We start from the raw sequence: 11,936 nt of genomic DNA, 5'->3' as shown, positions 1-11,936 counted from the left end.
TATGTCGTTACTGGAACTACAATTTGCCACCGCCCGATTGGGATCGCAGTATTTCGGCCCTTTCAATCTCGCCATCGGGGCGGGCGAGCGGGTCGCCATCCTGGGGCCCAGCGGGGCCGGCAAATCGACCCTGCTGAAACTGATGGCGCGCGAGCTGCGCCCCCAGTCTGGTCAGCTGCAATTGGCTGGCCGGCCGTTGGCGCAGTGGTCGCTGGGCGAACTGGCGCTGCGCCGCGCCGTCCTGCCGCAAGCGTCGAACGTGGCGTTTGGCTTGCTGTCGGAGCTGGTGATCGGCCTGGGCCGCGTGGCGCGCCTGGCCGACCCGCAGCTGGATCATATCGTCAGGGAAGCGGCCGCGCTGGCGCACGCCACGCATCTGCTGGGGCGCACCCTGGACACCATGTCCGGCGGCGAGCAGGCCCGGGTGCAACTGGCGCGCATCTTTGCGCAGATGTGGGATAGCGAAAACGGCTTGATACTGGTCGATGAACCGCTGGCCGCGCTGGACCCTGGCTTGCAATTCGACCTGCTGGAAAGCCTGGACAGTTTTGCCCGTGCGCGTGGCCACGCGGTGGTCGCCATCCTGCACGACATCAACCATGCCTTGTTGGGTTTTGATCGTTTGCTGCTGGTGCGTTCGGGCCAGCTGACAGACGATATCGCCAGCAATGCCCAGGCCTTGCCGGCGCTGGAAAAACTGTACGGCATCGCGCTGACGACGGCCACCAATGCCAACGGTGACGTGTGCGTGATTCCGGCGCGTGGCGCCAACGGCAGCAGCGGCTTGTGCAAGCCGCGCCTGTGTGCCGCCTCGGCATCGGCCGCCTGAGGGGCGGCCGTACGGCAATTACTCGGCAGCGCCTTCAGCGCCGCAGCACTTCTTGAACTTCTTGCCGCTGCCGCAAGGGCAGTCGTCGTTGCGGCCCACTTTCGGCTCTTCGCGCTTGATGGTTTGCACGGCCGGTTTGCGGCGTGGCACCCAGAAACGGTGGATGGCGGGCAGGTTGGCTTCCAGTTCCTGGGCCAGCTTGTGCGCCTTGACCGGGTCTTCCACCAGTTGCAGCTCTTCTTCCTCGATTTCGTCGGCGCCCAGCAGGTACACCGGCTGCATCAGGTCGCCCACTTCGGAATCCCAGATTTCATCCCACGAGCCGGGACGCAGTTCCATGCCATCCCAGAAGCCCCAGCACCAGGCTTCGGCGTCGATCAGGGTCTGGCCTGCGTGCTCGTGCTCGACGAACAGCGGTTCGAATTCTTTCGGCGCCACTTCAAACGTCACCAGCACTTCATTCATGAAGCGCATGATCAGGTTGATGATACGCTCTTCTTCCTTGCTGTTCTTGAATTTCGGCGCATCCTTGATATCTTCGCCCCAGACGCGCGGCAACCACTCGGCCGGCATGATCGGTTCCGGGCCGATGGCGACGGCCGTCAGATAGCCGTGCAGCATATCCATGGTCATCGCGTCTTCGGAGCAGCGCTCCGACAACAGGAATTGGTCTAGTTCGTCGAATTCTTTTTCTGATAATGGCTGTTCGAGTTGCATGGCTTGCTCTTTGTGGAATGTAAGCCGCTAGTATACGCCTTGCTGACCGCTGCCGCCGAAGTGTTTGCACACCTGCGCCTGCCGGCCCCTTACAATGGCGCTTATGCACAACGAAAACCAGCCGCACGAGGACGCCCGGCCCGTCCATCCCTTTTCTGCACTGAGCCCCGATTGCGTGCTCGACGCCCTGGACAGCATCGGTTTGCGCGGCGATGGCCGTCTGCTGGCGCTGAACAGCTATGAAAACCGCGTCTATCAGGTCGGTATCGAGGATAGCGCGCCGCTGGTGGCCAAGTTTTACCGCCCCGAGCGCTGGAGCGACACGGCCATCCTGGAAGAACATGCGTTTGTATCTGAACTGGTCGAACGCGAGATCCCGGTGGTGCCGGCGCTGGCCCTCCATGGCACGAGCTTGCACCAGTTCCAGGGCTTCCGCTTCGCCGTGTTTCCCCGCCATGGCGGCCGCGCGCCCGAGCTGGACGATCCGCTCACCCTGGAATGGATAGGGCGCTTCATCGGCCGCATCCACGCCGTGGGCGCGCTGTCCGTGTACAAGGAGCGCCCGGCGCTGGACCCGGCTACCTTTGGCACCGAGCCGCGCGATTACCTGCTGGCCAACGATTTTATTCCGCCCGAACTGCTGGCGGCCTACACCAGCGTGGCGGCGCAGGCGCTCGATGGCGTGCAGCGCTGTTATGACCGCGCCGGTAGCACCGCCGTGCTGCGCCTGCATGGCGATTGCCATGGCGGCAACGTGCTGTGGACGGACGCCGGCCCCCATTTCGTCGATTTCGATGATAGCCGCATGGGGCCGGCCATCCAGGATTTGTGGATGATGCTGTCGGGCGAGCGGGGCGACATGGTGCGCCAGATGAGCGACATCCTGGCCGGTTATGAAGATTTCTGCGATTTCGACCCGCGCCAGTTGTACCTGGTCGAAGCGCTGCGCACCCTGCGCCTGATCCATTACTCGGCCTGGCTGGCCCGCCGCTGGACCGACCCCGCCTTCCCCGTCGCCTTCCCCTGGTTTAATACGCAGCGTTACTGGCAGGACCGGATTCTTGAACTTCGGGAACAGGTTTCATTGATGGACGAGGCGCCCTTATGGCCAATTTAACCATCCTTAAATTGGGAACAAGGCCGTAAATTGCCTTCTTCTTGGGCTGCTGAATGGCGCATGCCTGCTCGATAATGGCGCTAATAGTTCCATAAAACGATGGAATTGACACGAATAAGTGAGAAATCATGCAAGCACAGCACAACCAGGCCGCCTCCCTCGACCGCGGCTACGCCGCCGATGATGGGTTTGACCAGGACAGCATCGTCTCGCTGCATGATTTCCATGAACTGGCCGCTCCCGCCGCTCCCGCCGCTTCAGCCTCTGCCGAATCGGCGCCGCAAGCTGAACCCCAAGCTGAAGTAGCGGCCGTGAGTGAAACCAAGCTCGTTCCCGACCGCCAGCAAATGGAACTCAAAGCCATCCACGAAGCCATCGCCCGCGTGGAAGCGGAAGCGAAAGCCACTTGCGCCGCCGAGAGCCGGGCCCTGGCCGAAGCGCGCGTACGTTCGCTGGCCGAAGACCGCGCCGCGATTGACGCCGCTGCCGCTGCAGCAGCGCAGCAAAATGCACAGGCAGCCGAAGACGCCATCGCCGCCAACCGCGAGCGCCTGGAAACCATGCGCGCCGCCGCGCAGGCGAGCGTGGCCCGGCTGGAAGCGGTGAAGCAGGAAACGGCCGAATTGCGCGCCCGCGTGGAAGCGGACAATGAAATCCGCCTGGCTGCCGAAGAGCGCGCCCGCGCGGAACAGGAAAACCGCAAGCGCGCCAGCGAACAGATCGCCGTGCAGTCGGAGCTGGCCGAGCAGGCCGCGCGCGCCTCCGAAGAATTGCTGGAACAGACCGAGCAGGCGCGCCTGCAGGCTCTGGAGCGCGTGGCGGCCGTGCAGGCCGCCAAGGATGAAATGATCGGCATCGCTTCGGCCGATGCGCGCATGGCCGTGCTGGCCCGCGAGCGCGAGCGCCATGCGCATGGCGCGCGCCAGACGGCGCAGATGCTGGCCCAGGCCGAAAGCGAAGCGCTGGAATTGACGGTGCAGCGCGAGCGTGCCGACCAGATCGCGCTGGAATCGGCCTTTAACCGCGCCGCTGCCGAAGTACGGGCGCTGGAAGAAGCGCGCGCGCTGGCCCACCTGGAACAGGAACGCGAAGCGATCGCCCTGGCGCAGGCGGAGTCCGAACGCCATGCGGCGCAGTCGCTGCACCTGCGCCTGCAGACCGAAAAAGAATTGCGTGACGCCGCCGTTCACCGCGAGCGCCTGGAAATGGTGGCCGTTGCCAGCGCCCAGGCGCGCCGCGACGCCGACTTGCGCATCCTGGCCGCTACCGAAGCGCGCATCGAAGTGGACCGCCAGTTGCGCGACGTGGCGCTGGCCCGCGTGGCAGCCGAACAGGATGCAGAAGCCGCCGGCCACGCCAAGCTGGAAGCGGAAGCGGCAGCCCTGGCGCGCACCAGGGAGCGTGAAGCGGCCGAGCAGGCCGCCGCTGCTGCCGCTGCCTTGCTGGCGGAAGAAGAACAGCGCGCCGTGCATCTGGCGCAAGAGCGCGTCGAGCAGGCAGAAACAAGGCAGGCATTGGCGGCGCGCCAGAATGCGGCCGAGCAGGAAGCCATCGCCAGCGTCGATGCGCAACTGGTGACGCAGGCGCAAACAGCTGCCCTGGCCGAGGAAAAAGCCGCCCAGGCAGCCTTGCTGCAGATGGCGGAGCAGCAGCGCGCCGAAGCCGAGCAGGCCGCCATCGACGCCCTGAACGCCAGGCTCGATGCCGAAGCGCTGGCCTTGGAGGCGGCACAGGAACGCAGCGCCGCCGAAGCGGTGCAAGCTGAACTGCTGCGTGGCCAGCAGGCGGCCGAACAGGCATTGACGCAGGCGGCCCAAAAGGAGGCGGACGCCATCCGCATCCTGATGGACCAGGCGCTGGTGGAAGGCGAACAAAAAGCGGCGGCAGCGCAAGCGGTGCAGGCGCAGGCGCGCCTGGCCGTGGAGCTGGGCCAGGTACATGCAGAGCGCGCCCGCGTGGAAACTGAAAAAGCGCAGGCGGCCGAAGCGCTGCTGGCCTCGGAGCGCGACTTTGTCAGCGCCGAGCGCGAATCGCTGGCCTTGATCGAGCAAAAACTGGTGCAGCAGCGCCAGACCAGCGCTGCCGAAGAACGGGCATCGAAAGCCATCGCCGGCCGCCTGGAAGCGGAAAAGCAGGTGACTGCCGCCGCCGAAGCGCGCGCCGTGCTGGAGCAGCAGGCGCTGGACGCCATGCGCCAGCGCGAGCAGCTGGAGCTGGACGCGCAGCAGGCCGCCAGCGACAAGGCGCAGGCGCAGCACGCCTTGCTGGCCGGTGCCCAGGCGCACGCGGCCCTGCAGCGCAAGGCGGCCGACACCGCGCGCGCCATGGCCGAGGCGAAGCAGCAATTGCTGGAACTGGAAATGCAGCGCGCGCAGCAGCAGGAACGCGAACTGGCGAGCTTGCGCGTCAGCTTGCAACAGCAGCACCAGCATGGCGAGTTTGCCAGCGCGCTGGCGTCGGCCCGCGCCAAGGCGGAACAAGCCAGCTCCGCCAGCCTGGCGCAGCTGCCCGATGGCGCGGCCGGCGTGTGGCGCGCGCGCTAGAAAGATGCAGGCATAAAAAACGGGGCCAGACTCATCGTCTGGCCCCGTTTTTTTTATGCAGGAAGCAGCATCAGGGACTCAATACCACCTTGTCCGCATAGTATTCGGTCTCGCCGAAGCACTGGGTCGGCACGCCCTTGTGCTGGCTGTAGCTGACCAGGATATGCTTGCCGGCGGCGGCCGACAACTGCTTGGCCACCGCTTCATCGCGCACGCTGAACTGGAATTTTTCCGGGATCGTGCCTGGCAGCGCCGTCAGCAGCAGCTCGCCTTCCCAGGTCTTGCAGATCCAGCCGCGCTTGGAAAACTTTTGCAGGTAGCCAGCCCGTTCGCCTTCCGAATACGAAAAACTGAGTGACAGCCAGGTGTAGGCTGCCAGCAGCAGAATGCCGGCCAGGATGAAGATGGCGAAGGCGAAGGTGACTTTTTTGCTCGTAGGGGTCATGGTTGGGCTGTGTGGTTAAAGAGTTAGTCCTTGCGGCCGGCTTTCCAGTTCAGGCCGAACCCGTAACGCTCGTCCATCGCCTGGTGCGCAGTGATTTTACCTTGGCCGCCGAAGTATTCCACCAATTTCGTCACCTGCAGATTGCCGCCGTGGTTTTCCAGCATGGCGATGGCGCACATGGCGTAGGGGCTGTGGCTATCCAGGCGCACTTCTACCGTGGGCTGGCCGGGAATGTCGATCGTCACCACGCCATCGGTGGCTGCCCAGTTGGGCACGCCCTCATAGATGAAGGCGTACACCAGCACGCGCTTGATCTGGTCGAAATGGGTGCCGTTGATGAAGATGTTTTCGCCGTCGCTGGCGCTGCCCGTGCGGTCGTCGCCTTCCAGGTGGATATACGGCGGACGGTCGAAGGCGCCCCAGCTATTGCCCAGCGCCTGCACGGCGCTCCTGGCGCCATTCGTCATTTCGAACAGGCAGCCGATATCGAGGTCGATGCCGCCGGCCGCTTCGGCCGGCTTGGCGAACAGCTTGCCCAGGAAACCCGTATTCTGGCTGCCGGTGGCGGCCGGGTTCTGCGGCGCATTCTGGTTCCAGTTCAGGTTGACCCTGATGCGGCCATAGCCGCCGCTGTCGCGCTTGTCGAGCGAGATCTTGTCGCCGCGTTTTTCCAGGCGGATTTTCGACAGCGAGATTTTATTGACCGGTGGCGCGGCCGGTGCCGGTACTGGGACTTGGACTTGGACTGGAATCGGCGCAGGGGCGGGCGTGGATTGACTCGCTTCGCTGCCGCCGAAGTGTTTCAGCAACGCCGCCAGGCCGCCTGCGAAACCCTGACCCACGGCGCCGAAACGCCAGCTGCCGTCGCGGCGGTACAGCTCACCGATGATGACGGCTTTTTCGTCCTGGAAGTCCTGCCCTGCAAACGCGAAGCTGGCGTTTGATCCCAGCGCCAGGCTGGACGCGCCCAGTGCGCGCATGCTGCCCTGTTCGGTGGCGGCGGTAAACACCAGCTTGTCGATGGAGGCAGGCAGGCGGGCCAGGTCGATCTGGAACACGGAGCGGGGACCGTTCAGTGCGACCGTGATGGCGTTGTCCGGCGAGCTTTTCTGGTTGTAGAACACCATGTAGCGGTCGTCCGACAGCTTGCCGCCGGCATCGACGCCGAAGCAGCTGACATCGACTTCCATCGAACCGGAAACGATGTCGAGCGTGACGGCGAAGGGACCATTCAAGCCCAGGTCAGCCAGTTTGCCTTTTTGTCCGCGTGTGAAATTAGTCATGATCGTGTAGTCCCTTCGTCGCTGGTGGGGTTGCTCAATGAGTGCGTTGCTGAATGAGTTGCTGAGTGGTTCGGTGGGGCGGCGGCGTGGCGGATGCCGAACAGCCTCGCCTGTTCGATGATGCGCTGTGCCCAGCTGCCGTGGGTCGCCACTTCGCACATCGCATCCTGCATGCGGAAGACGGCCGGGCTGTCCGGGTCGATGATGCGCAGCGCCAGTTCAATATCCGCTTGCGCCACCTGGTAGTGGCGCTCGATCTGCGGCACCTGGTCCGGGTGAATGGCGGTCTTGGCGATCATGCCGTGCGCCATATCCTGCGCCACCTCGGCGTCCAGCCACTGGCCTTGCGACAGGTGTTCAAAGACGGGCGCCGTCAATTGAAAACCGTGCGGCTTGAAGAGCGTTATCAGGCGGCCGATCACCTGGCCCAGCGGCGTCTGGTAAATCGTGCCGGTGGTGGGCCGGCGCAGTCCCAGCAAGGCCAGCAGATCGTTGCCGCCGATGCGCAGCGCCAGGATGCGGCGGCGCACCTCGGGCGCTGACAGCATGATACGGAACAGCTTCATTTCCTCGTCGTCGAACACTTCCACCGTTTCCAGGGTCGGCATCAACAGGTGGTGCGTGTGGCGCACCAGCTCGAAATAGCTGGCGAAATTATGGCGCGTGGACTTGGGCAGCACGAAGCCGCTCAGCTTGTCCGAACCTGGCATGCCCAGCACGCGCGCCAGCACTTCCACATTACGTACGCGCACGAAGCGCAGCGTGTCGGAATCCTCGCGCATGGTTTGCAGCGCCAGCGACAGGTTGAACAGCGCGTAGCTCAGGTCGCGTTCGGCGATGGCGTCTTCCGTGCAAAAGATCACGGAACGCAGATGGCCCAATTTATCGCCGTTGGCGATCGCCAGCAAATCCTTGTGCGTGGTCGGCACATACATGGAGGCGCCCAGCGCCGCCTTGTGTTCACTTTGCGGGTGGAGATTTTTATCCATCGACGGCACTCCTGATCAGGGCGACAGCCTGGTAAGGCAGTGCCGCTTGCACGCTAACGGGGATATTTTTTTCCTGTGCCAGCAGCAGCAAATGGGCCACGTCCGGCGCCGTGGTGTCGCGCACGATCAGGCGCTCGGGCACGCGGCGCAGCAGCACGCGCGTCGCTTCGCCGATGCCGGGCTTGATCAGGTTGATGTCTTCGACGCCGTAGTCGTGCTGCGCCTGCGCCATATAGGCTTGCGAGCGGGCGGCCATGGCAGCAGCATCGCTGGCCTCGGCCAAGGGCAAGCCTTCGTTTGCCGCCAGCGCCAGGGCGTCGGCCAGCAAGCCATCGGCGAAGGCGCGCGACTGGTCGTGCGCTTCGAACTGTTCATAATAGACGCAGCCATGGAAGTCATCCGCGCCGATCTGCGCATTGAGCACCGAGCGGCTGACCAGGCCTGACACGGTGGCGTTCAGTATGCTCGACGGTATCAGGTAGTCGCTGGACGAGGCGGCGCAGGCGGCCGTGCCGGCCAGGTCGGACAAGACGAACAGGCCGCCGTCGATTGCCGTGCCGTGCCGTGCGTTGTAGTCGTTGACGGCCTGGCGCAGTTCGCGCGAGATCACCCCCTTGCCAGTCCAGCCATCGACAAACACGATAGCTTCCGGCGCGTGGCCCTGCGCCAGGATGTGCTGCAGGGCGTTGGCGTCGATGCCGCGGTCGCGGATGATGGAGACCGAATAATGGCAACATTCACGCTGGAATACCTGGCGCAGCACGTGGCCCAGAATGACGCCCACCGGCGTGCCCGCGCGCGCCAGCGACACTAGCGTGACGGGGCCGCTGCGGCGCGCCGCAATCAGGGCCGCCAGGCGCAGGCAGTCGCGCGCCATCTGCAATCGGTTGGCCGCAAACGCGCTCTGGAACAGGGCCAGGTAGGCGGGCGAGGGCAGGGATTCCGGCGACAGCATTTCGCTGTAATGGCGCTGGCCCGACTGGATCAGCCGCTCTTTCTCGGCCAGGTCCAGGATCGGTTCGAGCGCCATCGGCGTGAGCAGGAAATGCACGTCTTCCTGGCGGTAGCTGCCGCTGAAATGCATGGCCGTCATAGCGCCGCCACCGTGAGTGCCGCCAGCTGCGTGCCATTGGGCACGATGGCGTAATCGCATTCGGCCATGAAGCGGGCGTCCGAGCGGCTGTCGCCCATGCCGAAGCTCAAAATCGGGCCGTGTTCGGCTTCCAGTTCTGCGCGCAAATAGGCCACGGCGCGCGCCTTGTTCAGGGTCTTGGGCAGCACGGCCAGGTTGTTGCCATTACGGTGGATGAAGTAATCCTTGCCCTCGCAAGCGATCCAGTCCAGCAGCACCTGCTGTTCGATCTCGGCCAGCCGTTCGCCGCGCGCCTCATGGTCCTTGACGACGATGTAGAACGGCGTGCCATAGTCTTCGATCAGGCGCGCGCGCGACGGCAAACCGGCCTTGGCCTGGAAATCGTCGATGATGCGCATGGCGTCCCGCAGGCCGGGCAGGGCTGTCTGCATGTCTTCCTGCATCAAGGCCAGCCAGCCCGCGTCGAGTGCGCCGCCCGGCTGCAGCACGATGCCGCCGTAATCGAGCACGCTGTAGCTGGTGAACGGCAGGTCGACCCGGCGAAACGCGTCGCCATTGCGGGCCGTGGCAGGGATCAGGGTCATGCCGCTTTGGGCGAATTCAAAAAAGGCGCGCTGGCGCGCCGTGGTAAACGAGCAGGCATCGCCGTTTTTCAGGTAGGCGGCCGGCTGCAGGTCGGCTTCGCCTACGCATTTTTTTGGCGTCTGGAACAGGGTATCGTCCAGGTCAACAAACAGGAATTTCTTCAATTTTGGTCTCTGACTGAAAGTGGAACAGGCGGCCGTTCAATTGGCCGGCGAGTTGCATGAGGGCCGGGCTGGCCGGCGTTTCATGACAGATCAAGACGTGCTGGTACTGGCCCGGCGCGACGTTGTACAGGTAGTTGGCGATGCCTTCGCCGTAATTGTCGTCGCACGATACGATATGGCCGACGGAACCCCAGGATAGTATCGGTGAGCGCGTGGTCGATTGCACCACTACGCTCTTGCCCAGCGCCTCAAGCTCGCGCGCCAGCAGGAACGATGGGTGCATGAATTCGCCCGTGCCCAGCACCAGCACCGTGTCGCCGGTGGCGATTTCCTGGGCCAGTTGCACGGCCAGGCCTTGCGGTGGCGTCAAGGCGCGGCCCACGCCGATGCGTCCGAAGGCAGGGCTGGCGCCCCGTTCCTGTTCGGCCTCGAAGCGCTGCGCCGGTGCGGCCGATGGCGCTGGCACGGCGCCCACCTGGAACGCGTACTGGCCGGACAGGGCGGCGCCGATGCTGGTGGGCAAGCCGAAGCGTTCGCTCAGGCCCGCGTTGGCATCCTTGCCCATGAAATTGGTGATCACGCCCAGGTGCAGTTTTTCCAGTTGCGGATAGCGCGCGCGGCACACTGCCACCAGGTTGGCGAAGGTGTTGCCGGTCGACGCTTCGTCGTCGATCAGCACCAGGCTGCGGGCGGTGGAAAACAGCAGGCTGGCGGCGTCCGACAAATGCAGGAACTGGCGCGGCGCGTGGCTGTGCGACTCCTCGAATTCGAAGAAGGGCACGCTGCCGACCCGGTAGCGCGAGCTATGCAGGAACAGCGCCTTGCCATTCGGGTTCGCCCGCAGCCAGGCTTCGAACACGCCCTGGCCCAGGCCGACGGCCGTTTCGGCCATGGCGATAAACACCACGGGGCCGGGCAGGCTGGGAGGAATCTGCGCCGCCAGGTCGTCGTGGATCGCTTCCATGGCGCGCGGCGTCACGGGCCAGTGCTTGCCGAGCACCTTGGACAGGAACAGGAAGCCGCGCTTGGCGTTGGCGCGCGCGGCAAAGCCGACCAGCCAGTCCAGCGGAAAGCGCGCATCGTCCACTTTCAAGGTCAGTTCGCCCGTGGGCATCTGTTTTTTGACGATATTCATGGCAGCTCCACGGCGTGCGCCGTCTCGGCCACGCGCAGGCCTTCGCGTACCGGTGGCACGGTAAGCTTGTCGTAGCCCTGGTCGAAACCGGCCAGCGCCAGGTAGGGCAGGTTGGGGCCGGCGGCGCACGCCATGCCGATGCCGCCGGACATGCGCGGATTGATTTCCAGCAGCGCCAGGCCGTGCGCGCCCTCGCGGAACTGGATATTGAACACGCCGTTCAACTGATAGTTGCGCGTGAGTTTTTCGCAGGCGGCCAGCAGGTCGGCGCGCAGTTCGATCAGCTGGCCGCTGCCGGCTGCCTTCAGCTTCTTGCGCGGTATGGCGCACACCAGGGTGCCCTGGTCGGCCACGCAGTCGGCGCTGTATTCATGGCCGTCCAGGTATTCCATCAGCAGCAGGGTCTTGAAGGTCCCCATCTGCGCCAGGCCGCTGCGCAGCTCCTGCGCATTGATCTGGTACGCCGCGCCGGCCAGCAGCAGCTGGGCGCTGGAGCGCTCTTCATCGAGCACGGCAAAACCCAGGCCATACACGGATTCGGATGGCTTGATGCACAGGGTACGGTGCAGCGGGCGCAGCTCGGCGTAGGCGGCGTCGTATTCTTCGATGGTATTGACGGCGCGGTAGTCGGCCGGGCGCGCCATCGGCAAATCGAGGCTGGCGCAAAAGCGCGCCTTGTCATGCATCAGGGCCAGCACTGCTTCGGTGGCGACGCTGAGCAGGCGCACGCCGATGGCCGCGAAGCGCGCGCTGGCGCTGGCGATGCGTCCCGCTTCCTTGCCTGGCCAGAAAATCGTGATCTCGCGCGTGCGGCAAAAGTCCAGACACCATTCCACATAGGCCTCGCCCGTCAGGCCGGCCGGTTCGACGGCATAGTCATGCGCTTCCAGGAACGCTGCCGCATGCGCATTGGTATTGCTGCAGACGAGGTGATAGCGCGGCTTGCCGCCATTGGCAAGCAGGTCGGCTTCGCGTATCAGCCGCATGGCCGTGGCGACCGAGGAAAATGTTTTGTTGAACCAGACTCTGTGCATGT

11 protein-coding genes are annotated in these 11,936 nt (G+C 64.6%); 3 read left to right on the top strand and 8 right to left on the bottom strand.

The genetic code is table 11. The features are described 5' to 3' along the window. The first annotated feature begins 1 nt into the window (after position 1). Entirely contained in the window at positions 2–829 is an 828-nt protein-coding gene (locus ACL9RI_RS17965) for an ATP-binding cassette domain-containing protein (protein WP_422727862.1), read from the top strand. 18 nt (positions 830–847) lie between these two features. Here the strand turns inward: ACL9RI_RS17965 and ACL9RI_RS17960 are convergent, their stop codons facing one another. After that, on the bottom strand, positions 848–1,546 hold the full coding sequence (locus ACL9RI_RS17960) for a UPF0149 family protein (RefSeq protein ID WP_422727861.1): 699 nt from the start codon (positions 1,544–1,546) through the stop codon (positions 848–850). Positions 1,547–1,649: 103 nt separating this feature from the next. Between ACL9RI_RS17960 and ACL9RI_RS17955 the strand changes: the two genes are divergently transcribed. Next, positions 1,650–2,663 carry a serine/threonine protein kinase gene (locus ACL9RI_RS17955; RefSeq protein ID WP_422727860.1) on the top strand — a complete coding sequence of 338 codons (1,014 nt, stop codon included), beginning with the start codon at positions 1,650–1,652 and terminating at the stop codon, positions 2,661–2,663. A gap of 128 nt (positions 2,664–2,791) precedes the next feature. Beyond that, complete coding sequence (locus ACL9RI_RS17950) at positions 2,792–5,206, top strand: hypothetical protein (protein ID WP_422727859.1); 2,415 nt, start codon at positions 2,792–2,794, stop codon at positions 5,204–5,206. Between the two features lie 70 nt (positions 5,207–5,276). On the opposite strand, the gene ACL9RI_RS17945 is transcribed toward ACL9RI_RS17950, so the two are convergent. Genes ACL9RI_RS17945 through ACL9RI_RS17915 form a run of 7 tightly spaced genes read right to left on the bottom strand, consistent with a single transcriptional unit; the run spans position 5,277 to position 11,934 of the window. Beyond that, positions 5,277–5,651 (bottom strand): hypothetical protein, encoded by a 375-nt coding sequence (locus tag ACL9RI_RS17945; protein ID WP_422727858.1) that lies wholly within the window; start codon positions 5,649–5,651, stop codon positions 5,277–5,279. Between the two features lie 23 nt (positions 5,652–5,674). Beyond that, a complete protein-coding gene (locus ACL9RI_RS17940) occupies positions 5,675–6,934 on the bottom strand; it encodes a TerD family protein (RefSeq protein WP_422727857.1) in 1,260 nt (419 codons plus the stop codon). Beyond that, positions 6,931–7,923: an HpcH/HpaI aldolase/citrate lyase family protein gene (locus ACL9RI_RS17935; RefSeq protein ID WP_422727856.1), complete on the bottom strand. Its 993-nt coding sequence runs from the start codon at positions 7,921–7,923 to the stop codon at positions 6,931–6,933. The genes ACL9RI_RS17940 and ACL9RI_RS17935 overlap by 4 nt, the downstream gene beginning before the upstream one ends. After that, positions 7,916–9,016: a cysteine protease StiP family protein gene (locus tag ACL9RI_RS17930; protein WP_422727855.1), complete on the bottom strand. Its 1,101-nt coding sequence runs from the start codon at positions 9,014–9,016 to the stop codon at positions 7,916–7,918. Before ACL9RI_RS17930 ends, ACL9RI_RS17935 begins: the two co-directional genes overlap by 8 nt. Next, the gene (locus tag ACL9RI_RS17925) at positions 9,013–9,765 is read right to left on the bottom strand and encodes an HAD family hydrolase (RefSeq protein WP_422727854.1); all 753 of its coding nucleotides are present in this window, start codon (positions 9,763–9,765) and stop codon (positions 9,013–9,015) included. Before ACL9RI_RS17925 ends, ACL9RI_RS17930 begins: the two co-directional genes overlap by 4 nt. Continuing rightward, positions 9,743–10,900, bottom strand: coding sequence for a phosphoribosyltransferase domain-containing protein (locus ACL9RI_RS17920; protein ID WP_422727853.1), 1,158 nt, complete (start codon positions 10,898–10,900; stop codon positions 9,743–9,745). Before ACL9RI_RS17920 ends, ACL9RI_RS17925 begins: the two co-directional genes overlap by 23 nt. Continuing rightward, the gene (locus ACL9RI_RS17915) at positions 10,897–11,934 is read right to left on the bottom strand and encodes an ATP-grasp domain-containing protein (protein WP_422727852.1); all 1,038 of its coding nucleotides are present in this window, start codon (positions 11,932–11,934) and stop codon (positions 10,897–10,899) included. The genes ACL9RI_RS17920 and ACL9RI_RS17915 overlap by 4 nt, the downstream gene beginning before the upstream one ends. Between the last annotated feature and the right edge of the window lie 2 nt (positions 11,935–11,936).

Origin of the sequence: Janthinobacterium sp. Mn2066, from assembly GCF_049319705.1 — a bacterium.
GTDB lineage: Bacteria > Pseudomonadota > Gammaproteobacteria > Burkholderiales > Burkholderiaceae_D > Janthinobacterium.
The sequence above is the reverse complement of the archived record's forward strand: the minus strand, read 5'-3'. Positions and strand labels throughout refer to the sequence as shown.

Coding starts and splice junctions, on each gene's coding strand:
- ACL9RI_RS17965 (WP_422727862.1), top strand. CDS start 2: ATGTCGTTACTGGAACTACAATTTGCCACCGCCCGATTGGGATCGCAG.
- ACL9RI_RS17960 (WP_422727861.1), bottom strand. CDS start 1,546: ATGCAACTCGAACAGCCATTATCAGAAAAAGAATTCGACGAACTAGAC.
- ACL9RI_RS17955 (WP_422727860.1), top strand. CDS start 1,650: ATGCACAACGAAAACCAGCCGCACGAGGACGCCCGGCCCGTCCATCCC.
- ACL9RI_RS17950 (WP_422727859.1), top strand. CDS start 2,792: ATGCAAGCACAGCACAACCAGGCCGCCTCCCTCGACCGCGGCTACGCC.
- ACL9RI_RS17945 (WP_422727858.1), bottom strand. CDS start 5,651: ATGACCCCTACGAGCAAAAAAGTCACCTTCGCCTTCGCCATCTTCATC.
- ACL9RI_RS17940 (WP_422727857.1), bottom strand. CDS start 6,934: ATGACTAATTTCACACGCGGACAAAAAGGCAAACTGGCTGACCTGGGC.
- ACL9RI_RS17935 (WP_422727856.1), bottom strand. CDS start 7,923: ATGGATAAAAATCTCCACCCGCAAAGTGAACACAAGGCGGCGCTGGGC.
- ACL9RI_RS17930 (WP_422727855.1), bottom strand. CDS start 9,016: ATGACGGCCATGCATTTCAGCGGCAGCTACCGCCAGGAAGACGTGCAT.
- ACL9RI_RS17920 (WP_422727853.1), bottom strand. CDS start 10,900: ATGAATATCGTCAAAAAACAGATGCCCACGGGCGAACTGACCTTGAAA.
- ACL9RI_RS17915 (WP_422727852.1), bottom strand. CDS start 11,934: ATGCACAGAGTCTGGTTCAACAAAACATTTTCCTCGGTCGCCACGGCC.